The sequence below is a fragment of the Streptomyces sp. NPDC002868 genome (assembly GCF_055563295.1).
Window position 1 is genome coordinate 715467 of sequence record NZ_JBVHDR010000002.1, and the last position, 23137, is coordinate 738603.

The following is a 23137-nucleotide window of genomic DNA, read 5'->3' on the forward strand; positions in this document are numbered from 1 at the left end:
ACCAGACACACGGAGCGAAACCGCTGACCGTCCCGCGGCAATCCTGCCCCCGCGTACCCTGCCGTCACTGCGGCTGCCTGCCTCCGGCGCCGTCCCGGAACTCCTTCAGGAACAGCGGCCAGGTGTCCTCGCCAGGACTGTACGGCTGGACGACCAGCAGATCGGGGGTCGGCAGCGCAATCCTGTCGGCAGTTCCGTGAGATACGAAACCGCCCCCGGCGGCCAGTCGGCTGCCGGGGGCGGTTCGGGTCAGATGCCTCAGATGAGGCCGAGCTCGCGGACCGCCGCGCGCTCCTCCTCCAGCTCCTTCACCGACGCGTCGATCCGCGCACGCGAGAAGTCGTTGATGTCCAGGCCCTGGACGATCTCGTACTTGCCGTCCTTCGTGGTGACCGGGAAGGACGAGATCAGGCCCTCCGGCACGCCGTACGAGCCGTCCGACGGAATGCCCATCGAGGTCCAGTCGCCCTCGGCGGTGCCGTTCACCCAGGTGTACACGTGGTCGAGCGCGGCGTTCGCGGCCGAGGCTGCCGAGGACGCGCCGCGGGCCTCGATGATCGCGGCGCCGCGCTTGGCGACGGTCGGGATGAAGGTGTCGGCCAGCCACGCCTCGTCGTTGACGACCTCGGCGGCGTTCTTGCCGGCGATCTCCGCGTGGAAGATGTCCGGGTACTGGGTCGCCGAGTGGTTGCCCCAGATGGTGAGGCGCTTGATGTCGGTGACGGCGGCGCCGGTCTTCCGGGCGAGCTGCGAGATCGCGCGGTTGTGGTCGAGGCGGGTCATCGCGGTGAAGCGCTCGGCCGGTACGTCCGGGGCCGCGGCCTGTGCGATCAGCGCGTTGGTGTTGGCCGGGTTTCCGACGACGAGGACCTTGATGTCGTCCGCGGCGTTGTCGTTGATGGCCTTGCCCTGCGGCTTGAAAATGCCGCCGTTGGCGGAGAGGAGGTCACCGCGCTCCATGCCCTTGGTCCGCGGACGGGCACCTACGAGCAGGGCTACGTTCGCGCCGTCGAAGGCGACGTTCGGGTCGTCGGTGATGTCGATGCCACGCAGCAGCGGGAAGGCACAGTCGTCGAGCTCCATGGCGGTGCCCTCGGCGGCCTTGAGGCCCTGCGGGATTTCGAGAAGGCGCAGCTTGACCGGCACATCCGCGCCGAGCAGGTGGCCGGAGGCGATGCGGAAGAGCAGCGCGTAGCCGATCTGGCCGGCCGCGCCGGTCACGGTGACGTTGACGGGAGTGCGGGTCATGGCGATCTCCGTAAGACAGCTGGCGGTGGGGGTCCCTGCCCCTCGTGCTGGACGGCTCTTCGCACCGGTTCCGTACTCTTTTGAACGTACGCCCGAACGCCCGAACGTTCTGAACGGACGATCTGAACGGACGTTCTGAATCTTGACGTGAAGAGACATCCAGCGTCAGGCTATCCGACCCGCGACCCCGTACTCCCCCGCCCCCTTGTTGCGCGGCTCACTGCTGCCCGGTGCAGCCGGTGACCCCCGTCTTGAGCGTCGCGCAGGCCTTGGCCTCGGCCGGTACGGCCACCGCGGTCATCGGGGTGTACGCGTCGTTGTCCGCGTTCACGAGCTCGTTCTGCCCGCCCTTGCCGGCCACGCTGATCTGCAGCGCGTCACCGGGGGCCGCCTGGGTGATACGGGCCCAGGCCGCCTGGCAGGTCTTGCTGTAGCGGACCTCGACGAAGGTCTTGCCGACGGTCGCGGAGGAGACGGTCTTGGCGAACTCGCCGCCGCAGCCCATCGCTTCCGGGTCCTGGCCCGTGCATGCCTTGCCGCTGCACTTCACACCCGCGGGCAGCTGCGGACTGCTGGTGGTCGGGGCTGCCGGCGGGGGCTTGGCCGAGGGCTTGCCGTCGGTGCCGTCCCCTCCGAGGTCGGTCAGGAGCACGGCGGCGGCGATCACCAGCAGCGCGCCGACGAGGCCGGCGAAGAACATGATGACTTTGCGCTTGCCGCCTCCCTGGCGGTCGGGGGAGGGGTCATCGCCCAGCGGCGCGGTCGGCGGCGCGGGGAGGCCGGGACCGCTCTGCGTCGACATGTAGGGGTACGGGCGCTGCGGCTGCTCCCCGCCGCCGGGGTCCCGGCCGCCGAGGTCGCGGCCACTCGGTTCCGCGGGCGCGGCCGACAGGCCGCCCGGTCGGCCTGCCGGGGCAACTGCCTGCGCAGGGCCGAACTCCCCGAGCGCCGCCCGCGCCTGGGAGATCCGCGACGCCTCCATCGTCATGTCGTGGCGCATCTCGGAACGGCTCCAGGCGCGCTCCGCGAGCTCCCACATGGTGGTCAGATGCCCCGTGTTCGTCCCGGTCACCTCGGCCAGCGCGACTATCGCGCCCTTGGGCGCGAGCAGCCGCCCGTTCAGATACCGCTCCCACGACGTCTTGCTGTATCCGGTGCGGTCCGCGACGGCGGAAATGCTCAGCCGACTGCGGTCGACAAGCCGGCGCAGCTGACTGGTGAACTCCCGGACCTGCGGGTCGAGTTCCTCCGGCAGTGCCTTCCAACGCGGCATGTGCTTCCCCCCTTGTCCCCTTTTCCCCCGAACGGACTACCCAATGGGATGCTCAGGCCCAGGATGTCAGTTCCTGTTATCGGCGTGCACGGGAGCATTCGGGATGGACTGCACGCCCTGTCGTGCGCCCCGCCCGTACCGCAACCGCCCCGTCCCGCCCGTAGCGCACGATCAAACCGTGGCGGAATCGTCACTTCCATGCCACAGGCCCCTGGCGTCCCTTGTCCGCACTTGGCGCGTCCATGACCCTGGAAACACGACGGCGCCCGTCCTCCCTCGGGGGAGAGGACGGGCGCCGTTCTGTTTCGATCAGGCGGACGCCATCTTCTTCTGCAGGTTGGCGTCGAGCACGTCCAGGAACTGCTCCGTGGTCAGCCACGGCGCGCCCTTGGAGATCAGCAGTGCCAGGTCCTTCGTCATCTGGCCGGCCTCGACTGTCTCGATGCAGACCTGCTCAAGGGTCTCCGCGAACCTGGTGACCTCGGGGGTGTTGTCCAGCTTTCCGCGGTGGGCAAGACCACGGGTCCAGGCGAAGATCGACGCGATCGGGTTGGTCGAGGTCGCCTTGCCCTGCTGGTGCTGGCGGTAGTGGCGGGTGACCGTGCCGTGCGCGGCCTCGGCCTCGACGGTCTTGCCGTCGGGGGACATCAGGACCGAGGTCATCAGGCCCAGCGAGCCGAAGCCCTGCGCGACGATGTCGGACTGGACGTCGCCGTCGTAGTTCTTGCACGCCCAGACGTAGCCGCCCTCCCACTTGAGCGCCGCGGCGACCATGTCGTCGATGAGGCGGTGCTCGTAGGTCAGGCCCTTGGCATCGAACTCGGCCTTGAACTCGGCGTCGAAGATCTCCTGGAAGATGTCCTTGAAGCGACCGTCGTACTTCTTGAGGATCGTGTTCTTCGTGGACATGTAGACCGGGTACTCACGGGCCAGGCCGTACCGGAACGAGGCGCGCGCGAAGTCGCGGATCGACTCGTCGTGGTTGTACATGGCGAGCGCGACACCGGCGTCCGGGAACTCGTGGACCTCGAGTTCGATCGGCTCGGAGCCGTCCTTCGGGGTGAAGGTCATGGTGAGCGTGCCCGGGCCGGGGACCTTCAGGTCGGTGGCGCGGTACTGGTCGCCGAAGGCGTGACGGCCGACGACGATCGGCTTGGTCCAGCCCGGGACGAGCCGCGGCACGTTCTCCATGATGATCGGCTCTCGGAAGATCACGCCGCCGAGGATGTTGCGGATGGTGCCGTTCGGCGAGCGGTACATCGCTTTGAGGTTGAACTCATCGACCCGCGCCTCGTCGGGCGTGATCGTGGCGCACTTGACGCCGACGCCGTACTTCTTGATGGCGTTGGCGGCGTCGACGGTCACCTGGTCGCTGGTGGCGTCGCGGTGCTCGATACCCAGGTCGAAGTACTTAAGCTCGACATCGACGTACGGCAGGATCAGCTTGTCCTTGATGAAGGACCAGATGATGCGGGTCATCTCGTCGCCGTCGAGTTCGACGACGGGGTTGGCAACCTTGATCTTGGCCATGAGGTGGAACATCCCTCTCACGTCGATATATCCCGATATCTCGTCATCAAGATACTCGACGAGGTGGGCCACGCCGGGCTAACGCACGGTGAAGTGCACGGCGTCCTCCAGGAACGGAACGTCCAGCCACGGCTTCGGCTGCGTCACCAGCGCGAGCAGGACGATCAGGACGCCGAGCACTCCGTACGTGACCATGTCGGTGAAGCGGGAGCGCACCGCCAGCATGCCCACGGAGGGCAGCATCCGGCGCAGCACGGCGCCCGTGAGCAGGGCGACGCCGATGAGGATGGTGCCGACCCGGAAGGCGTCGGCGAAGGCGTCGGTGCCGACGACCACGACGCCGAGCCCGGTGAGCGCGAGCACCGTGAGCAGCGGCCACTGCCGCGCGGGCGCGGGAGCCCCACCGGGAGCGGCCCGCCCGCCGCCCTCGGGCCGGGCGGTGTCCCGGGTGAGGGATGGCGGCCGCCGGGAGGGGGCCTTGCCGGGTGCGGCGGGTTGCGCGGTCCGATGGTCCGGGGAGGCGTCGGGGGTGTGCCCCGTATCTGCGGTACGCCCCTCGATGCCGCTTTGGTGGCCGGCGTCCGGGCGGCCGGGCCGGGGGTGGACGGCCTCGGCGAGCGCGGCGGCGACGGCGGCCCCGACGTCGGGGGCGGTGCGCTTGTGGTGGGAGCCGGTCTGACCGTTGGCGTCGGGGGCGGCCGACGGTTCGGTGGCGTCTTGGCCGTCGGCGTCGGTGGCGGAAGGTTCAGTGGCGTCCCGGCCGTCGGCGTCGGTGGAGGCCGGTTCAGTGGCGTCCCGGCCGTCGGCGTTACCGGCGGCCCGGTCCTCCGCCCCCGGCTCGGGGGCGGCCGCCGGTTCGGTGGCCCCTGCGCTGCCGGCGGCAGAGGCCGCGCCCTCTGCAAGCGGCGCAGCCGCACCGCGGTCGTCCGCCCCCGCTTCGTCGTTCGTGCGTACGCCCATGGGCTTCAGCCTTCCCGGTCAGCCCGCGGCGGCGACGGCGGCGCGCTCGGCCGCCTCGACGACGTTGACCAGCAGCTGCGCGCGGGTCATCGGGCCGACGCCGCCCGGGTTCGGTGAGATCCAGCCGGCCACCTCGGCGACGCCCGGGTGGACGTCTCCGGCGATCTTGCCGTTCTCGTCGCGGCTGACGCCGACGTCGAGCACGGCCGCGCCCGGCTTGACGTCCTCCGGCTTGATGATGTGCCGTACCCCGGCCGCCGACACGATGATGTCGGCCTGCCGCAGATGCATGCCCAGATCGCGGGTGCCGGTGTGGCACTGCGTCACGGTCGCGTTCTCGGACTTACGGGTCAGCAGCAGCGGGATCGAGCGGCCGACGGTGATGCCGCGCCCCACGACCACGATGTGCGCGCCCTTGATCTCGACGCCGTGGTGACGGAGCAGCTGGATGATTCCGTACGGAGTGCACGGCAGCGGCGCCTCCACGCCCAGCACCAGCCTGCCCAGGCTCATCGGGTGCAGCCCGTCCGCGTCCTTGGCCGGGTCCATCAGCTCCAGCACACGGTTGGCATCGATGCCCTTGGGGAGCGGGAGTTGGACGATGTAGCCCGTGCACTCGGGGTTGTCGTTGAGCTCGTGGACAACCGCCTCGATCTCCTCCTGGGTGGCGGTGTCCGGCAGTTCGCGCTGGATCGATGCGATGCCGACCTCCGCGCAGTCGCGGTGCTTGCCGTTGACGTACCAGCGGCTGCCCGGGTCGTCCCCGACGAGCAGGGTCCCGAGGCCCGGCGTGATACCCCGTTCCTTGAGGGCCGCCACGCGGGCGGTCAGGTCGGACTTGATCGCGGCTGCGGTGGCCTTGCCATCGAGAATCTGGGCAGTCATGGACCCATCCTCGCGGATGGACCCGCCCCGGTTCCAATTCGGGCCGCCACTGGCCCGCCACCGGGCCGCCCTCCGGCCGTCTCCCGGCCATCTCCCGGCCCCCGCAGGGACAACGTGAGGTTGCACTTGCACAACACATGTGGCCGCCGACTGGACAAAATGTCGACCTTAATACCACGATGAGCCGCGCAGTACCGCGGCAGTGTTGGGGGGCAGACCGCTGATCTTGTGACGTTCCTCCGCGCTCGGACCGCGTCGTCCCCGCACTTCCAACGGAGGAAACCCGCCATGAGCTTCGGCGACCCGAACAACCCTTACGGCCAGCCGCAGGGCCAGCCGGGCTACGGCCAGCCTCAGGGCGGCCAGCCGGGCTACGGTCAGCCCCAGGGGGGCCAGCCGGGCTATGGCCAGCCCCAGCCGCAGAGTCAGCCCGGTTACGGCTACCCGCAGGCCCCGCCCCTCCAGCCGTACGGCGGCGGTTACGCGACCGGCCCCACCGAGATGCCGGGCATCACCAAGGCCGCCCGCATCTTCCTGTACGTGATCGTGGTCTGCCAGGTCATCGTCACCGGCATCTACGCCTACACCTTGTCGAAGTTCGACGACGCGGCGGGCGACGCCGGTCTGAGCGGCTCCGACGCCCAGACGTTCGCGGACCTCGGCAAGGGCGTCATCGGCTTCTTCATGGTGCTCGCCCTGGTGTTCGCCGCGCTCGGCCTCGTGCTGGCGCTGAAGTACGCCAGCGGCGCCAACGGCGTCCGCGTCTGCTCCATCGTCTACGGTGCGTTCGCCATCATCAGCGGCATCTTCACGATCCCGGTCGGCATCATCACGTTCATCGTGGCGATCCTGCTGATCGTGTTCGCGTCGAAGAAGGCGACCGCCGAGTGGTTCCAGCGGCCGCGCGCCTGATCGCGCCCGCCGCACGAAGGCCGTAAACCCCCGCCGCCCGGCGGGGGTTTACGGCCTTCGGCCATTTCGGGCGGCGCCGGGCCGGACAGTTCACGTCAGGCCAGCCCGGGCCGGTCGAGTCAGTGGAAGAAGTGCCGCGTACCCGTGAAGTACATCGTCACTCCCGCCTTCTTCGCCGCCTCCACCACCAGCTCGTCCCGCACCGAACCGCCCGGCTGCACCACCGCCTTGACGCCCGCCGCGAGCAGGATCTCCAGGCCGTCGGGGAACGGGAAGAACGCGTCGGACGCGGCATACGAGCCGTGCGCGCGCTCCGCCCCCGCGCGCTCCACCGCGAGCTTCGCGGAGTCGACGCGGTTGACCTGGCCCATGCCCACGCCCACGGACGCGCCGTCCTTCGCGAGCAGAATCGCGTTCGACTTCACCGCGCGGCAGGCCTTCCAGGCGAAGGCGAGCTCCGCCAGCTGATCGCCGGACAGCGCCTCGCCCGTGGCGAGCGTCCAATTGGCCGGGTCGTCGCCCTCCGCCTGGAAGGCGTCGGACTCCTGGAGCAGCGCACCGCCGGAGACCGGCTTGAGGTCGCCGGGCTGCAGCGGGGTGCCGTCGACCTGCAGGACGCGGATGTTCTTCTTCCGGGCCAGGACCTCGACCGCTCCGTCCTCGTACGCCGGTGCGGCGATGACCTCGGTGAAGATGTCCGCCACCTGTTCGGCCATCGCCACGCTGACCGGGCGGTTGACGGCGATCACGCCGCCGAACGCGGAGAGCGGGTCGCAAGCGTGCGCCTTGCGGTGCGCCTCGGCGACGTCCGCGCCGACCGCGATGCCGCACGGGTTGGCGTGCTTGATGATCGCGACGCACGGCTCCTCGTGGTCGAAGGCGGCACGGCGCGCCGCCTCGGTGTCCACGTAGTTGTTGAAGGACATCTCCTTGCCGTGCAGCTGCTCGGCGTTGGCGAGCCCGCCCGGCTGCCCGTCGGTGTAGAGCGCGGCGGCCTGGTGGGGGTTCTCGCCGTACCGGAGGGTGGCCTTGCGCTCCCACGCGCCGGCCAGGAACTCCGGCAGGGTCGCGCCCTCCTCGGGGGCGTACGCGTTGGTGAACCAGGACGCGACGGCCACGTCGTACGCGGCGGTGTGCTGGAACGCTTCCGCCGCCAGGCGCTTGCGCGCGGCCAGGTCGAAGCCGCCGGTCTTGACGGCGTCGAGCACATCGCCGTACCGCGCCGGGCTGGTGACAACCGCGACCGACGGATGATTCTTCGCCGCCGCGCGGACCATCGACGGGCCGCCGATGTCGATCTGCTCGACGCACTCGTCGGGGGCCGCGCCGGAGCGGACGGTCTCCTGGAAGGGATACAGATTCACGACGACGAGGCCGAAGGGCTCCACGCCCAGCTCGGCGAGCTGCTCACGGTGCGACTCGAGCCTCAGGTCGGCGAGGATCCCGGCGTGCACGCGCGGGTGCAGAGTCTTGACCCGGCCGTCCAGACACTCGGGGAAGCCGGTGAGCTCCTCGACCTTGGTGACCGGCACCCCGGCCGCTGCGATCTTCGCGGCGGTCGAGCCGGTGGAGACCAGCTCCACGCCCGCCTCGTGCAGCCCGCGGGCGAGCTCCTCAAGACCCGTCTTGTCATACACACTGACCAGCGCTCGCCGGACGGCTCGCTTCGCAGCAGCCTCAACAGTCACGGGAAAACTACCTTTCGTCCCTCAATGCGGTAGCCGTTACGGGCCAGACGCCCCACGACCTCGACGAGCAGCCGTCGCTCGACTTCCTTGATGCGCTCATGGAGAGCGGCTTCGTCGTCCTCGTCCCGTACCTCGACCACGCCCTGCGCGATGATCGGGCCGGTGTCGACGCCGTCGTCGACGAAGTGGACGGTGCACCCGGTGACCTTGGCGCCGTACGCGAGCGCGTCGCGCACGCCGTGGGCCCCGGGGAAGCTGGGCAGCAGGGCGGGATGCGTATTGACGCAGCGGCCGCCGAAGCGGGCGAGGAATTCCTTCCCCACGATCTTCATGAAGCCGGCCGAGACGACCAGATCCGGTTCGTACGCGGCGGTGGCCTCGGTGAGTGCGAGATCCCAGGCGTCGCGGGTCTCGTAGTCCTTCACCTTGCACACGAAGGTGGGCAGCCCGGCGCGCTCGGCGCGCTCGAGACCGGCGATCCCGTCCCGGTCGGCCCCGACGGCGACGACACGGGCACCGAAGCCCTGCGGATCCTCGTCGATCGCCTCGAGCAGGGCCTGGAGGTTCGTACCGGACCCGGAGACCAGAACGACAAGGCGTGCAGGACTGCGGGAGGGGGGCGGGGAGGCCACGTCGGGTCTCTTTCTCGCGGTGCGGTGCGGCTTGCTGTGCCGCTTACTGTGCCGCTTACTGTGCGGCTTTGTGTGGTCGTACGAACGAATCGCGCCCCTCAATAGGGGAACTCTACGAAGGGGCCGACCGTCAGCAACGATACCGGCACACAGAACCGCCCCCACGGGACGGGGGCGTGCCCGGGAGGTAGCGTCTGGGGACAGGTCCCGTCCCCTGACGGGCACTACGACACAAGACCCCATGTGCGCTGGGTCTGAGGGGAAGACGTTCACCACATGCCGGACCGACGCCGCCGTACGGACCTCCTGTTGCCGCGGGAGCGCCAGTCCACGGACGACAACAACCCCTTCGCGCCGCCGCCGGAGGGCAGGCCGGACCAGCCCTGGCAGCCGCGCCGCCCAGCGAACGACGGCGACAACTCCGACGACTCCTCCTCGTCCGACTCGTCGGGCTCCGCCGGGTCGGGCTCTTCCGGATCCTCGGGCTCCTCGGGCGGTGACGGCTCCGGCTGGGGCAGCCAGTGGAGCAGCCGCCAGCCGGGCCGCTCCTCGGGCGGTGGCTTCGGCGGCCGCCCCGGCGGCGAGAACGGCCAGGACGGCGGCGGCCGGCAGGGCCAGGACGGCGGCTCCCCCGGCGGCCTCCGCTGGGACCCGACGGACCCGGCCCAGCGCAGGGCGCGTTATGCGCTGCTGTCGGGCATGTGGGCGTTCTTCTTCGCGCTGTTCGAACTCCCGGAGATCGCGCTGCTGCTGGGCGCGCTGGCGCTGTACTGGAGCATCAGCTCCCTGCGCGCCAAGCCCCACCGCCCCGCAACGGACGCGGTGACGGCACCCCCGCCCGCACGCCCGACGCCGCCGACGTCCCCGAACAAGCCCCAGCTGACGGCGGCTCTGAGCGGCCTGGTGATGGCGAGCATCGCGCTGGTGATCGTGGCGGCGTCGTTCACGGCGCAGCTCGTCTACCGGGACTACTACACCTGCGTGAACGACGCCCTGACGAAGTCGGGCCAACTCGCCTGCAACGACCTGCTCCCGGATCCGCTGCGGGGCTTGATCGGCGTCAAGGAGTAGCCCGCCCGGGCGGTTCACCGGGGGGTGGGGGTTCGGCCCCCTCCCCCGGCGCCTCCTCTGCGGCCCCCGGCTCCTTTGCGGCCGGCGCCGCGGGCAGCGCCGGATCCGGCAACTCCGACTCCCGTTCCCCCTCCGGCTCCGGCTCCGGCGTCACCACCGGCTGAAACACCGCCGTCAGACCCCCCGACGCCTCCTTGAGCGCCGCCTGCCGATCCTCCTGGCCCTCCCTCTCGGCCCAGGAACCCGACGGCAGGAAGTCGTACGCCTCCGGCGCCCCGTCGTCCGGCTCCGACGCCCCGTCGTCCGGCTCCGGCGGCCCGGCAGGTGCGGGCACCGCAGGCACCGGTGCCGCAGCTTCCGGGGCCGACTCCGGCACCGACTCCGGCACCGACTCCGGCACCGGCTCCACCGCCCCGCGCCTCCACCAGCGCCCCGGCACCCGCACCCGCCACGCCCGCACCCCCAGCGCCCCGGGCACCCCGATACCCGCCGTCCATGCCAGCGCCGCCAGCCCCGTCAGCCACCACACCGGGCCGAACGCCGCCAGCCGGCCCGTGCCCATCGGGCCGCCCGCGGCCGCCGCCATCAGGGCCGTCAGGCCCCCGCAGCCCACCGCACCCAGGAGCGCCGCCAGCGCGGTCCCGCGCACGCCCCACGCGGTCTCCCGTGCCCCGTGCCGCGGCGCCGCCGCCCGTACCGTGAACCACGCGATCACCACCCCCGCCACCACCGGCACAGCCACCGCAGCCCAGTGCAGCGGCATCCCCCGCCCCTCACCCGGGACCGCGGCCAGCAGCGGGAAGTGCGGCAGCGCCGGGTCCCCGGCCAGCGCGAGCGGGGTCGCCGTCGCACCCGTACCGAGCGCGAAACCCGGCCCGAGCCCGTACGCCGCACCCCACACCGCCGCGTTCGGCACCAGCGCGAACCCCAGCAGCAGCACCGCGAGCCGCCCCGACCACGGCTCCGCCAGGCGCAGGAACGAATCCTGCGTCGCGTCGGAGTGCCACACCAGCGACACCGCGACCAGCAGCGCCCCGCCGCCCAGCAGCGCCATCGCCCCCGCCGCGGCGGACCGCGGTGCGACGCCCGCCCCGGTACGGGCGAGCGCCACCCGTAGCCGCCCGGGCAGCCAGGCGGGCAGCGGCTCGCGCGGGCTGCCGCTCCCCGTCCACACCCCGGCCGCCGCCGCGAGCGCCGTCACCAGCGGCACATGGAACAGCGCGCTCACCGGATCCGGCGCCAGCGGCCCGCCCGCTGTGTAGACCGCCGCAGCAATGCCGACCAGGAGATATCCCGCGGTCACCGCGCACAGCGCACCCGGCGCCGACGGCCGCAGCCGCCCCTCCCCCAGCTCCAGCGCATCGCGCGCCGCCCGGTGCACCAGCCAGGCAGGAAGCGCGACGAACAGCAGCGGCACGACCCCCACCGGCGCCGGGGCCCCGGAGAGCGTGCCGGCGCGTACGAACTCGGTGCCGTGGGCCATCAGCCACAGCCCGGCGACGAGGTGCAGCGCCCCATCGGGACCGCTGTCCGGGTACGGAGAGCTGATCCACAGCACCATCACCACAAGCGCGAGCCCGCCCAGCCCGAGCCCCGCCGCGGTCGCCCCGCGCACGAAGGACGCTGCCAGGGCAGGCACAGGGCCGCCCTGCACGGGGACCGGAGTCTGCGGCACAGAAGGGGTGTGATCGGTCATTTGAGTCACGCGGCCATGCTGCCAACGACACGCGCCGTAGTCGTGTAACAGGCGATCACCCGCTGTGTCGTTCAATATACGTTTATGTACTTTCTCGTCGAGTGGAGTGCTGACGGGAGCCCTTCATGACTCAGAGCACCACACGCTCCGTACCCGCCCCGCTGCCCTCCCCCATGGAACGGCGCAGGCTGCGCGAGGCGAAGTTCCTGAGCGAGGAGGAGGCCGCGAGCGTGGTCGGCGTCACGCGGGCGACGATCAGGTCCTGGGAGACCGGCCGCAGCAGCCCACGGGGGCGCAACCGCGAGCTGTACGCGAGGCTGCTCGCAGACTCTGCCGAGAGGACCAGGGAGTCCGGGGGGTCCAGGGAGTTCTGGGAATCCAGGGACTCCAGCGAATTGTCCGCCTGGCAGCCCGAACCCGCCACCAAGCACGCGGCCGAACGGCAGGCCCCGCCGCAGAAGCCACCGGAACCGCCGGCACTCCCCGAGTTCACCCCCGCCGAGGCCTTCGACGCCCTCTACGCTTACGCCGCCCCCGCACTCGTACGCCAGGCCTACCTGCTCACCGGCCGGCTCCGGCTCTCCCACGAGTCGGTCGAGCGCGCCTTCCATCTCGCCTGGCAGCAGTGGCCAAAGGTCGCCGTCGACCCGGACCCCGCGGGCTGGGTACGGGCCGCCGCGTACGAATACGCCATGTCCCCCTGGCAGCGGCTACGGCCCGTCCACCGGCACCCCGACTTCCCTCGCGTCGAGGGGGACCGGCGCCGGCTGCTCGACGCGCTGCTGGAACTTCCCCCGTCGTACCGCCGCACACTGCTGCTCTACGACGGCCTCGGCCTCGATCTCCCCGAGACGGCCGCCGAGACGGAGGCGAGTACGCCCGCCGCGGCCAACCGCCTGATGCAGGCCCGGGCAGCCATCGCCGAGCGGGTGCCGGAGTTCGGCGTGCCCGAAACGCTGCAGGAGCAGCTCACGGCCCTCGCGAATGACGGCCCGGTGCCGCGGCTGAGCGCCGCCAGAGCGGTACGTACGGGCTGCGAGCGCCGGGCCCGGTTCTGGACGCGAGCCGCCATCACGGTCACCACACTGATCATCGGCGCCACGGCCTACACCCTGGCCACCGCGCCGACGCGGTACGAACCGCCGCTCGCCCCCGGGCAGCAGGTCGGCGGCGTACCGCCGCACAGCGGGCCGCAGCCGCTGACCCCGCGGGTCATGGAACTGCGCGCGAAGCTGCTCGCCGAGCCGGCGTACGGTCCCGAACGACTCCTGCCCCAGGTGCGCTGACCAGGTCAGTAACTGAGTACGCGAGTGGGCCCGCACCTCACAGGATTCACCTGGAGGTGCGGGCCCACTCGTACGTGATGTACCTACCGCGAAGGTCAGGCGCCCAGGATCTCGCGCGCCAGCTTGGCCGTCTCGGTCGGCGTCTTGCCGACCTTGACGCCCGCGGCCTCGAGGGCCTCCTTCTTCGCCGCGGCCGTGCCGGAGGAGCCGGAGACGATGGCGCCGGCGTGGCCCATGGTCTTGCCCTCGGGGGCGGTGAAGCCCGCGACGTAACCGACGACCGGCTTGGTGACGTTCTTCGCGATGAAGTCCGCCGCGCGCTCCTCGGCGTCGCCGCCGATCTCGCCGATCATCACGATCAGCTCGGTCTCCGGGTCGGCCTCGAAGGCCGCCAGCGCGTCGATGTGGGTCGTGCCGATGACCGGGTCGCCACCGATGCCGACGGCCGAGGAGAAGCCGATGTCACGGAGCTCGTACATCATCTGGTAGGTCAGCGTGCCGGACTTGGACACGAGACCGATGCGGCCGGGCTTGGTGATGTCGCCCGGGATGATGCCGGCGTTGGACTGGCCGGGGGTGATCAGGCCGGGGCAGTTCGGACCGATGATCCGGGTCTTGTTGCCCTTGGCGGTCGCGTACGCCCAGAAGGCGGCGGAGTCGTGGACCGCGATGCCCTCGGTGATGACGACCGCGAGGCCGATCTCAGCGTCGATCGCCTCGACGACGGCGGCCTTGGCGAAGGCCGGCGGCACGAAGAGGACGGAGACGTCGGCCCCGGTCTTCTCCATCGCCTCGGCGACGGAACCGAAGACCGGCACCTCGGTGCCGTCGAAGTCGACGGTCGTGCCCGCCTTGCGCGGGTTCACGCCACCGACGATGTTGGTGCCGTCGTTCAGCATGAGCTTGGTGTGCTTCATGCCCGTGGCGCCGGTCATGCCCTGGACGATGACCTTGCTGTCCTTGGTGAGGAAGATAGCCATGGTTTCTGGAGTCCCTCTTCCCTTACTTCGCAGCCGCGAGCTCGGCGGCCTTGTCGGCCGCGCCGTCCATGGTGTCCACACGCTGCACGAGCGGGTGGTTGGCGTCGGAAAGGATCTTGCGACCCAGCTCCGCGTTGTTGCCGTCGAGCCGCACGACCAGCGGCTTGGTGACGTCCTCGCCCTTGGACTTGAGCAGCGCCAGGGCCTGCACGATGCCGTTGGCGACCTCGTCGCACGCGGTGATGCCACCGAAGACGTTGACGAAGACGGACTTGACGTCCGGGTCGCCGAGGATGATCTCGAGGCCGTTCGCCATGACCTCGGCGGAGGCGCCGCCGCCGATGTCGAGGAAGTTGGCGGGCTTCACGCCGCCGTGGTTCTCACCGGCGTACGCGACGACGTCGAGGGTCGACATGACCAGACCCGCGCCGTTGCCGATGATGCCGACCTCGCCGTCGAGCTTGACGTAGTTGAGGTTCTTGGCCTTGGCCGCAGCCTCGAGCGGGTTGGCTGCGTCCTTGTCCTCGAGCGCCGCGTGCTCGGGCTGACGGAAGTCCGCGTTCTCATCGAGCGAGACCTTGCCGTCGAGCGCGATGACACGGCCGTCGGCGACCTTGGCCAGCGGGTTGACCTCGACGAGGAGCGCGTCCTCGGCGATGAAGGTCTTCCACAGGGTCACCAGGATGTCGGCGACCTGGTCGGCGACATCGGCCGGGAACTTCGCGGCCGCGACGATCTCGCGGGCCTTCTCCAGGTCGACACCCTCGTTGGCGTTGACCGGGATCTTCGCGAGGGCCTCGGGGTTCTCCTCCGCGACGACCTCGATCTCCACGCCGCCCTGGACGGAGGCCATGGCCAGGAAGGTGCGGTTGGTGCGGTCGAGGAGGTACGAGACGTAGTACTCCTCGGCGATCTCAGGCGCCGTCTCGGCCAGCATCACCTTGTGGACCGTGTGGCCCTTGATGTCCATGCCGAGGATCTGACCGGCCTTCTCGACCGCGTCGTCCGGGTCGGAGGCCAGCTTGACGCCGCCCGCCTTGCCGCGGCCGCCGACCTTCACCTGCGCCTTGACGACCGACCGGCCGCCCAGACGCTCGGTCACCGCGCGCGCCGCCTCAGGCGTGTCGATGACTTCACCGGCCAGCACCGGTACACCGTGCTTGGCGAAGAGGTCCCTCGCCTGGTACTCGAACAGGTCCACGCGCGTCCGTCCCTTTTCTGATGATCGCGGTTCGTTGTCTGCGTGGGCGTGCCGCGAAGGGCAACGTGACTGCGCTGTCACAAGGGAGGCGTACACGGTGTCCGTGGCCGCGGCATGTCCGTCTCGCAGGTTATCCCCGTGGGCCGTAGGTCCCTAAATCGCAGCTCACACCTGGGCGGTGATAACAGTCACAGATCGCACCCGGCGGCTGTGCCGGAAACGGAACCGGGCGGTCCCCACCCCAATGAGGACCGCCCGTGGAGCTCCGTAGAACCGCGTAACTTCCGACCCGCCTGTCAGACGTTCTGCGTCATACGTTCTGTGTCAGATGCCCTGCGTCAGGTGCGACGCGTAACCCGGAGTGACAGAGGAAGCCGCGCCCTGGATGCCGGAAACGGCGTTGCCGGCGAGCGGGGCCGCGGTGACCGTGCCGGTCAGGTCCTGCGCGAACGGCTGGACCTCGGAGACCACACCGCCCGCGAACGGCGTCACGTCGCCGACGACACCGTGCGCGAGGGAGCCGGCGCTGCCGCCGACGCCGTACGCGACCGGCGCCACGTGATCGACCAGCGTGTGGACGAGCGGCTGGACCGAGCCGACGACACCGCCCGCGAAGGGCTGGACGTCGGAGACGACGCCGCCGGCGAACGGCTGGACCTCGCTGACGACACCGCCGGCGAACGGCGTCACGTCGGCGGCCACGCCCTGGGCGAGGCCGCCGACGTCACCGACCGCCTGACCGGCGACCGGGACGACGCCGTTGACGGCCCGGCCCGCGATGGGCGGCAGAACGTCCTGAGCGGCGGCGTCGACGACCGGAGTGGCGTCGGCGACAGCGCCCTGGGCCCGGTACTGGGCCTGGGCCGGGGCCTGCTCCAGCTCGTGCGCGAAGGCCGAGAGCGGGCCGAAGAGGTAGTCGATCTCGCCCTGGACGTCGGTGCGGGCAGCGGACTGGGCGTTGCCCTGGGCCTGGGCGGCGGTGCCGGCGGCGGTGCGCTGAGCCTGCGCGGCCGTACCGGTGGCCTTGCCCTTGGCCTGGGTGACCGCACCCGTACCGGTGGCCTTGCCCTTGGCCTGGGTGACCGCACCCGTAGCGGTGCGCTGAGCCTGCGCAGCCGTGCCCGTCGCCTTGCCCTTGGCCTGGGTGACCGCACCCGTAGCGGTGGAGCGCGCGTCGGAGGCGGCACCCTTGGCGTCCTGGACGGCGTCGGCCGCCTGGTCGGGCGTGGAGAGCGGTACGGAGACGTGCACCTCGTCGGCGCCGGCCGCGGCGGTGCCGATGGCCCACATGCCGCCGGCCGTGGCGGCGACAGCTATAGAACGGCGAATATTCTTGTGCATGCTTGAGTCGAATCCTTCGAATGAGTTCGGCTGTCCGGAACTGTCCGGTTGGCGGGCAGACCTGTCCCGCCCCCGCGCGGCAGGTCTTGAGCGGGGAAAGGACTGCCCTAGCCGGGGAATTCGAGGATGTCGCGGGGTCGTTCGCGAGTCGGCGCATCCGCCGCCGCCCGGACCGCGCCGGAGACGAGCGCGTACGGACTGTCGTACGCACTCACCGCCGCGGGCTGGTCTCCCGTACGCGGGATATGCGTCTCGGTGGACTGCTGCAGCGCGCCGGGCGTGGAGTTGCAGGGCGTGCCGGGGACTTGAGCGGGCGCGGGTGCCGACGCGGGCTGCGCGTGCGGGACTTCACCGAGGTGCCGGCCGAGGCCACCGTCGTACCCACCGGCCGCGGCAACGGTTGCGCCGGACGGCCGGGCCGGGTCCGCCTCGCCCGAGGAGGGCTTGGCCGTGAACCCGGCCGGGGACTCGTCCACGAGCCGGTCGGCGGGACCTTGCGGCTGTCCGGGGTCTGTACCGCCGCCGGCAGACGGCGGCGGTACGGGAAGGAACTCGCCCGGTGTGCCGGTCACCGGCTCGACCACCGGCCCTACGACATCCGCCACAGTGCCCGCGGCCGGCTGAAGCACCTCGCGTACGGATCGCACCGGCGCAATGGACGTCGCCGCGTCGACGGAGTCCGTTGCCGCGCGCCGCAGTTCCCGCGCCGGGACCGGCCGGGTCGATGCCGGGTCGCTCACCTCGGTGTCGGCGGGCGCCTGGGAGCTCCGCACCGGATCCGGCAGCTCGGCCGCCTGCGCCTGTCCGCCGTAGAGGAAACCGACCGTCAGCAGACCCCCGAGGAACAGCATCACCCGCAGCGCACGCCGCTCACCGGCTGCCCGGCGCAGTGCGCACAGGACAGCAGCAGAACGAGCAGCTGCGGCAGTCACGGTGAAGGAGCCTTCCCGAGGTTGGCGGAAGTGGACCTTCCGCGGGGATCGGGACGATGCTCGCCGAGTCGCCCGGGTCGGCGCAAGTCCTACGTTACTGATGGGTCACCATGTCCGGTATGGGCAGTGGACGCTTCTCGATCGCCGCCGCCATCACATCCGGGAAGAGGTCCGGCGTACATGCGAAGGCCGGTGCGCCCAGCGCCGCGAGAGCCGCGGCGTGCTCCCGGTCGTACGCGGGTGTCCCCTCGTCGGAGAGCGCGAGCAGCGCCACGAACTGCACGCCTGACGCCTTCATCGCCGCGACCCGCTTCAGCATCTCGTCCCGTATACCGCCTTCGTAGAGGTCGCTGATCAGTACGACGACGGTGTCGGCGGGGCGGGTGATCTGCGACTGGCAGTACGCGAGCGCCCTGTTGATGTCGGTGCCGCCGCCGAGCTGGGTGCCGAACAGGACGTCGACCGGGTCGTCGAGCTGGTCCGTGAGGTCGACGACCGCGGTGTCGAAGACGACGAGGCGGGTGGCGATGGAGCGCATCGACGCCAGGACCGCGCCGAAGACGGATGCGTAGACGACGGAGGCCGCCATCGAGCCCGACTGGTCGATGCAGAGGACCACGTCCTTCTTCACTGACTGGGACGCCCGGCCGTATCCGATCAGCCGCTCAGGGACGACGGTGTAGGCACCTTCTTTTTCAGGAATCGGCAGATAGTTCTTGAGGTTGGCCCGGATGGTGCGGTCCCAGTCGATGTCCCGGTGGCGCGGCCGGTTGATCTTCGCCGAGCGGTCGAGCGCACCGGTGAGGGTGGACCGGGTACGGGTGGCGAGCAGCTTCTCGAGGTCGTCCACCACTTTCCGTACGACGGCTCTGGCTGTCTCCTTGGTCGTCTCGGGCATCGCCTTGTTGAGGGAGAGCAGCGTGCCGACGAGGTGGACGTCCGCCTCGACGGCCTCCAGCATCTCCGGCTCCAGCAGGAGCGTGGACAGGCCGAGCCGGTCGATCGCGTCGCGCTGCATGACCTGGACGACGGAGCTGGGGAAGTACGTACGGATGTCGCCGAGCCAGCGCGCGACGGACGGCGCGGACGCCCCGAGCCCGGCCGAACGGTCGCGTCCGCCCTGGTGGTTGCCGCCGCCTCTGCCGTAGAGGGCGGTGAGGGCGCCGTCCATCGCCGCGTCCGTCCCCGCGAGCGCGCACCCGGTGCCGTCGGCGGACTCCCCGCCCAGCACCAGCCTCCAGCGCCGCAGCCGCTCGTCGTACTCGGTCCCTGTCATCGGGCCACCCCCGCAAGGTCGTTGTCGTCGATTCCGAGGAGCAGCTGGAGCGCCGGCAGTACCGCGTCCGCCCGCGGCTCGTCGAGACCGGGGCCGAATCCGGGCATCGTGGGCGCGGCGTGCACCGGACCGGATGCCGCCGCGGGTCCGCGCCGGACCAGCTCACCCAAGGTGCGGCGGACACCCGATTCGTACGCGGAGAAGGTGCGGCGCAGCAGCGGCAGTACGTCGGTGAAGGCGTTCGCGGGCACGCCGGTCAGCCAGGTGTCGACGAGTGTGAGCAGGCGCTCGTCGTGGACCAGGAGCATCCCGCCCCCGGACGCACCGCCGACGAAACCCTCGATCCAGGCGGCGGCTTCGGCGGGCGGCGTGCCCGGTGAGAGCGCGAGGGCCATGAGCCGCGCCGCCTCGTCCTCCGCGAGCCGCCCGTCGTCCAGCAGCAGCCGGGCGGCCCGGCCGCGTATCACTCCCGGCACGGTGTCCCGGGCCGCGAGCCGGTGCAGTACGGAGCCCCAACGCTCGCCCAGCTCCCGCGCCTTGGGCAGCAGCCCGATCGCTGTGTGCACCCCGTCCAGATGGCCCCGCATCTCGGCCGCGCCGTCCGCGTCGAGCCCGGTGCACGCGGGCGGCAGGCCGACGCAGATGCGCTCGGCGAGCCCGGCCGCCACCTCGCCGAGCGCGGCCGTGTCGGTGGACCGCACATCCCCGTACCGCAGGGAGCGGGCCAGGGCGGGCAACGCCTGGGCGAGATGGCCGACATCGGTGTCGAGAGCGGCGCGGTCGGCGAGCGCCTTCATCACGACGGGGAGCGCGTCGGGCAGTTCGGCCAGCAGGCACTGCTCGGCGAGCGCGGTGACATCGGCGAGGGCGGCCGCCGATACGGCTCTGTTCTCGGCCTTCGCCGTGGCCGCGGAGAGCACCGTCGTACCCCAGACCCCGGCCTCCGCGACCCGGACGAACAGCTCGGGCTCCCAGCGCAGCCGCCAGCTCTCCCGGAACGTGCCTGTGCTCCCCCGCCCCGTGACGGGCTCGCCCCAGCCGATGGCCAGCAGCCGCAGCCGGTGCAGCAGCCGGCTCTTCGCCGCGTCGGTCTCCTTGCGCAGATCGAGGTCCAGCTCCCGCTCCAGCGCCTCCGGTTTGAGCCGCAGGCTGCGCTGGAGCCGGCTCAGGTCGCGCTGCAACGGCACGGCGGGCGCGGCGTCCGGCACCTCGCCGAGCACGTCCCCGACGATCAGCCGGTCCCGGATGAGGTCGAGCGGCACGTCGGAGCCGTCGCACATCACGGCCCGGATGGCGTCAGTCGTCTCGGTCAGTCCGGCGAGCGGACGGCCGCGCATGGCGGCGAGCGTGCCGGCGAGTCGGACAGCCTCGATGACATGGGCGGACGAGACCATCCGGTCCTCGTCCCGCAGCAGCCCGGCGACCTTGGTCATCCAGCGCTCGACGGGCCGGTCGGGCGCGCCGAAGAGATGGCCGTACCAGCCGGGCGAGTCGATCCCCGCGCCGTACCCGCTGTGCCGGGCGAGCCTGCGGTGCGTCCAAGGCACCCAGGTCATCTCGGTCTTGACCTTGGGCAGGCCTTTGAGGAGGGCCTTGTCGGCGGCGACGGTGGACTTCGCGGCGAGCGCGGGCACGTGCCAGGCACCGCAGACGACGGCGACGTCGTCCCCGAACTCCTTGCGCGCGGCGCGCAGTTGGATCCGCATATGGGCCTCGCGCGCGAGATCGCGTTCGTGCCCGCCGTGTCCGTACATCTCGCGCAAGGCGGCCATGGCTTCACCGAGCGCCACGAAGGGGGCGCGGGGGTCGGCACCGTGGGAGCGGAGTGCGGGCGCGACCTCAGGGCGGGGCTCGTCCCCGGACCCGGGTACAGACGCGTGCCGGGACGGGGCCTCGGCCGCGGACCCCCGGTGCTCGACGACGTCCTCCCACCAGCGCTCCGGGTCGTCGTACCCGGCGGTTTCGGCGAGGACCGCGATGGGATCGATGCGTACGCCGCTCGCCTCGCCGCCCGGCGTCAGGGCGGGCTCCTCCGCCGGCTCGGGCCGTGCGAGGGCCGACTCAGGCCGTGCAGGAGCCGGCTCCTGCTGAGCCGGGTCCTGCTGAGCCGGGTCCTGCTGAGCCGGGTCCTGCTGAGCCGGGTCCGCGCCCGCCGCCTCGTCCGGCTCCGGCCGGGCAGCGTCCGCGTCCCGGGCCTCTTCCTCGGCCGCCAGCGCCAGCGAATGCGCTGCCGGAAGGTCGATGAAGCGCACCGGCACCCCCCGGGCGAGCGCCCAGCGAATCGCCACCCACTCCGGGGAGAACTCGGCCAGCGGCCAGAACGCCGCCCGCCCCGGGTCGTCCACGGCATGCGCGAGCAGTGCGACCGGCGGGCGCATCTGCTCGTCCGCCGCGAGCCCGAGCAGCGCGTCTCCCTCCGGCGGCCCCTCGATCAGCACCGCCGGTGGCAAGGCCGCCTCCAGCGCGGCCCGCACCGCCCTCGCCGAACCCGGCCCGTGGTGACGGACGCCGAGCAGCAGGGGCCCGGTCATGCGCTCACCTCGCGGCAGGCGCGGTAGAAGTCCTTCCAGCCCTCGCGCTCACGGACCACCGTCTCCAGGTACTCCTGCCAGATGACCCGGTCCGCCGCCGGGTCGCGGACGACCGCGCCGAGGATGCCGGCCGCCACATCGCCGGGCCGCAGCACGCCGTCGCCGAAGTGCGCGGCGAGCGCGAGACCGCCCGTGACGACGGAGATCGCCTCGGCCGTGGAGAGCGTGCCCGAGGGCGACTTGAGCTTGGTGCGGCCGTCGGCCGAGACGCCGTCCCGCAGCTCCCGGAAGACAGTGACCACCCGGCGGATCTCCTCGAGCCCCTCCGGCGCTGCCGGCAGATCGAGCGAGCGCCCTATCTGGTCGACGCGCCGGGACACGATGCCGACCTCGTCCTCGGGCGTCGCGGGCAGCGGCAGCACGACGGTGTTGAACCGGCGGCGCAGCGCGCTGGACAGGTCGTTGACCCCGCGGTCGCGGTCATTGGCCGTGGCGATGAGGTTGAACCCGCGTACCGCCTGGACCTCCTGCCCCAGCTCAGGGATCGGCAGGGTCTTCTCGGACAGGATCGTGATCAGCGAGTCCTGTACGTCCGCGGGGATACGGGTGAGCTCCTCGACCCGAGCGGTCATGCCCTCGGACATCGCGCGCATGACGGGGCTGGGCACAAGCGCGTCCCGGCTGGGGCCGTGGGCGAGCAGCTGGGCGTAGTTCCAGCCGTAGCGGATCGCCTCCTCGGGCGTGCCCGCCGTGCCCTGCACGAGCAGCGTGGAGTCGCCGCTGACGGCCGCGGCGAGATGCTCGGAGACCCAGGTCTTGGCGGTGCCCGGCACGCCGAGGAGCAGCAGCGCCCGGTCGGTGGCGAGTGTGGTGACGGCGACCTCGACGATCCGGCGCGGCCCCACGTACTTGGGCGTGATCGCCGTGCCGTCGGGCAGCGTGCCGCCGAGCAGATAGGTGGCGACGGCCCACGGCGACAGCTGCCAGCCGACCGGCCGCGGCCGGTCGTCGGCCGCGGCGAGCGCCTTGAGTTCCTCGGCGAATGCGTCCTCGGCATGCGGTCGCAGAGCCTCGGCCCCGGTGGCTGCGCCGGCGGTCGCGCCGGTTTCGGACACGGTCATGGATCCCCCTCCAGATCGTTCGACCCGATGTGGGATCCACCGTGCACCATGCCACTGACAATCGGCCGTCGCCGCAGGTCAGGACCTCAATGGCCAGGATTCGCCGGGGAGTTGCGGCAGTTACTCCACGATCGGGGAGACCGCGATGCAACCGGCCGCGGCAGCCAGGCCCGCGCCCTTCTCCTCCTTGATGACCTTGCCCTTGTACGTGATCTTGCAGCTGACCTCGGAGCCTGTGATGTCCGCGGCAACCGGCATGACCGCAGGCGGCATGATGCCGCGCAGCGTGACCGTCTTCTTCCACGGCAGCGTGGGCTTCTGCACCGTCTCGGTCTTCGGCTCCGTCGCCTTGCCGCCACCGCCGTGGAAGTCGATCGAGTCGACGTTCTTCCCCGTGACCTCGTACGTGACTTCGTACGTCTCGTTCGTGGCCTTGTCGACGGCGTCGACGGCGTCGGAGCAGGCGGAGAGGCCGAGCGTGAGGCCGGAGACAGCAACGGCGCAGACGGCAGCGCGGATGGTGCGGTTCATATGGAATCCCCCCGGATCCTGAGGCTGAGCCCCCCAGCCAATC

General features: G+C 71.4%; 19 protein-coding genes. 3 read left to right on the plus strand and 16 right to left on the minus strand.

Annotated elements, in window-relative coordinates:
* Positions 1–258: 258 nt before the first annotated feature.
* From ACZ3H8_RS09205 to ACZ3H8_RS09225, 5 genes are all read right to left on the minus strand, one after another.
* Complete coding sequence (locus tag ACZ3H8_RS09205) at positions 259–1248, minus strand: malate dehydrogenase (RefSeq protein WP_467399337.1); 990 nt, start codon at positions 1246–1248, stop codon at positions 259–261.
* Positions 1249–1465: 217 nt separating this feature from the next.
* The gene (locus ACZ3H8_RS09210; protein WP_467399339.1) at positions 1466–2521 is read right to left on the minus strand and encodes an XRE family transcriptional regulator; all 1056 of its coding nucleotides are present in this window, start codon (positions 2519–2521) and stop codon (positions 1466–1468) included.
* A 309-nt stretch (positions 2522–2830) separates the two neighbouring features.
* Complete coding sequence (locus ACZ3H8_RS09215; protein WP_467399342.1) at positions 2831–4051, minus strand: NADP-dependent isocitrate dehydrogenase; 1221 nt, start codon at positions 4049–4051, stop codon at positions 2831–2833.
* 78 nt (positions 4052–4129) lie between these two features.
* Positions 4130–5011, minus strand: coding sequence for a DUF3017 domain-containing protein (locus tag ACZ3H8_RS09220; RefSeq protein ID WP_467399344.1), 882 nt, complete (start codon positions 5009–5011; stop codon positions 4130–4132).
* An 18-nt stretch (positions 5012–5029) separates the two neighbouring features.
* Complete coding sequence (locus tag ACZ3H8_RS09225; RefSeq protein ID WP_307661593.1) at positions 5030–5896, minus strand: bifunctional methylenetetrahydrofolate dehydrogenase/methenyltetrahydrofolate cyclohydrolase; 867 nt, start codon at positions 5894–5896, stop codon at positions 5030–5032.
* A gap of 288 nt (positions 5897–6184) precedes the next feature.
* Here ACZ3H8_RS09225 and ACZ3H8_RS09230 point away from each other — a divergent pair, with 288 nt between their 5' ends.
* Complete coding sequence (locus ACZ3H8_RS09230) at positions 6185–6808, plus strand: hypothetical protein (protein WP_467399348.1); 624 nt, start codon at positions 6185–6187, stop codon at positions 6806–6808.
* Between the two features lie 119 nt (positions 6809–6927).
* On the opposite strand, the gene purH is transcribed toward ACZ3H8_RS09230, so the two are convergent.
* Positions 6928–8496, minus strand: a complete 1569-nt coding sequence (gene purH / locus ACZ3H8_RS09235) for a bifunctional phosphoribosylaminoimidazolecarboxamide formyltransferase/IMP cyclohydrolase (protein ID WP_467399350.1) — start codon at positions 8494–8496, stop codon at positions 6928–6930.
* Entirely contained in the window at positions 8493–9128 is a 636-nt protein-coding gene (gene purN / locus ACZ3H8_RS09240) for a phosphoribosylglycinamide formyltransferase (RefSeq protein ID WP_467399353.1), read from the minus strand. Before purN ends, purH begins: the two co-directional genes overlap by 4 nt.
* Positions 9129–9404: 276 nt before the next feature.
* Between purN and ACZ3H8_RS09245 the strand changes: the two genes are divergently transcribed.
* Positions 9405–10199 (plus strand): hypothetical protein, encoded by a 795-nt coding sequence (locus ACZ3H8_RS09245; protein WP_467399355.1) that lies wholly within the window; start codon positions 9405–9407, stop codon positions 10197–10199.
* Here ACZ3H8_RS09245 and ACZ3H8_RS09250 read toward each other — a convergent pair.
* The gene (locus ACZ3H8_RS09250; RefSeq protein WP_467399979.1) at positions 10189–11895 is read right to left on the minus strand and encodes a cell division protein PerM; all 1707 of its coding nucleotides are present in this window, start codon (positions 11893–11895) and stop codon (positions 10189–10191) included. The two genes, ACZ3H8_RS09245 and ACZ3H8_RS09250, sit on opposite strands and share 11 nt — an antisense overlap.
* A gap of 125 nt (positions 11896–12020) precedes the next feature.
* Between ACZ3H8_RS09250 and ACZ3H8_RS09255 the strand changes: the two genes are divergently transcribed.
* Complete coding sequence (locus ACZ3H8_RS09255) at positions 12021–13181, plus strand: sigma factor-like helix-turn-helix DNA-binding protein (protein ID WP_467399358.1); 1161 nt, start codon at positions 12021–12023, stop codon at positions 13179–13181.
* Positions 13182–13276: 95 nt separating this feature from the next.
* Here ACZ3H8_RS09255 and sucD read toward each other — a convergent pair whose 3' ends face one another.
* The 8 genes from sucD to ACZ3H8_RS09295 all read right to left on the minus strand — a co-directional run bounded on the left by sucD (position 13277) and on the right by ACZ3H8_RS09295 (position 23094).
* Positions 13277–14161: a succinate--CoA ligase subunit alpha gene (gene sucD / locus ACZ3H8_RS09260; RefSeq protein ID WP_307661600.1), complete on the minus strand. Its 885-nt coding sequence runs from the start codon at positions 14159–14161 to the stop codon at positions 13277–13279.
* 22 nt (positions 14162–14183) lie between these two features.
* Complete coding sequence (gene sucC, locus ACZ3H8_RS09265; protein ID WP_467399361.1) at positions 14184–15362, minus strand: ADP-forming succinate--CoA ligase subunit beta; 1179 nt, start codon at positions 15360–15362, stop codon at positions 14184–14186.
* A gap of 324 nt (positions 15363–15686) precedes the next feature.
* Positions 15687–16703 carry a hypothetical protein gene (locus tag ACZ3H8_RS09270; protein ID WP_467399363.1) on the minus strand — a complete coding sequence of 339 codons (1017 nt, stop codon included), beginning with the start codon at positions 16701–16703 and terminating at the stop codon, positions 15687–15689.
* Between the two features lie 107 nt (positions 16704–16810).
* Positions 16811–17635: a hypothetical protein gene (locus ACZ3H8_RS09275; protein ID WP_467399365.1), complete on the minus strand. Its 825-nt coding sequence runs from the start codon at positions 17633–17635 to the stop codon at positions 16811–16813.
* A 94-nt stretch (positions 17636–17729) separates the two neighbouring features.
* A complete protein-coding gene (locus ACZ3H8_RS09280; RefSeq protein ID WP_467399368.1) occupies positions 17730–18911 on the minus strand; it encodes a VWA domain-containing protein in 1182 nt (393 codons plus the stop codon).
* Positions 18908–21442 carry a DUF5682 family protein gene (locus tag ACZ3H8_RS09285; protein WP_467399371.1) on the minus strand — a complete coding sequence of 845 codons (2535 nt, stop codon included), beginning with the start codon at positions 21440–21442 and terminating at the stop codon, positions 18908–18910. The genes ACZ3H8_RS09280 and ACZ3H8_RS09285 overlap by 4 nt, the downstream gene beginning before the upstream one ends.
* Positions 21439–22563: an ATP-binding protein gene (locus tag ACZ3H8_RS09290; RefSeq protein ID WP_467399374.1), complete on the minus strand. Its 1125-nt coding sequence runs from the start codon at positions 22561–22563 to the stop codon at positions 21439–21441. Before ACZ3H8_RS09290 ends, ACZ3H8_RS09285 begins: the two co-directional genes overlap by 4 nt.
* Positions 22564–22683: 120 nt before the next feature.
* Complete coding sequence (locus ACZ3H8_RS09295; RefSeq protein WP_467399377.1) at positions 22684–23094, minus strand: MmpS family transport accessory protein; 411 nt, start codon at positions 23092–23094, stop codon at positions 22684–22686.
* Positions 23095–23137: the final 43 nt, after the last annotated feature.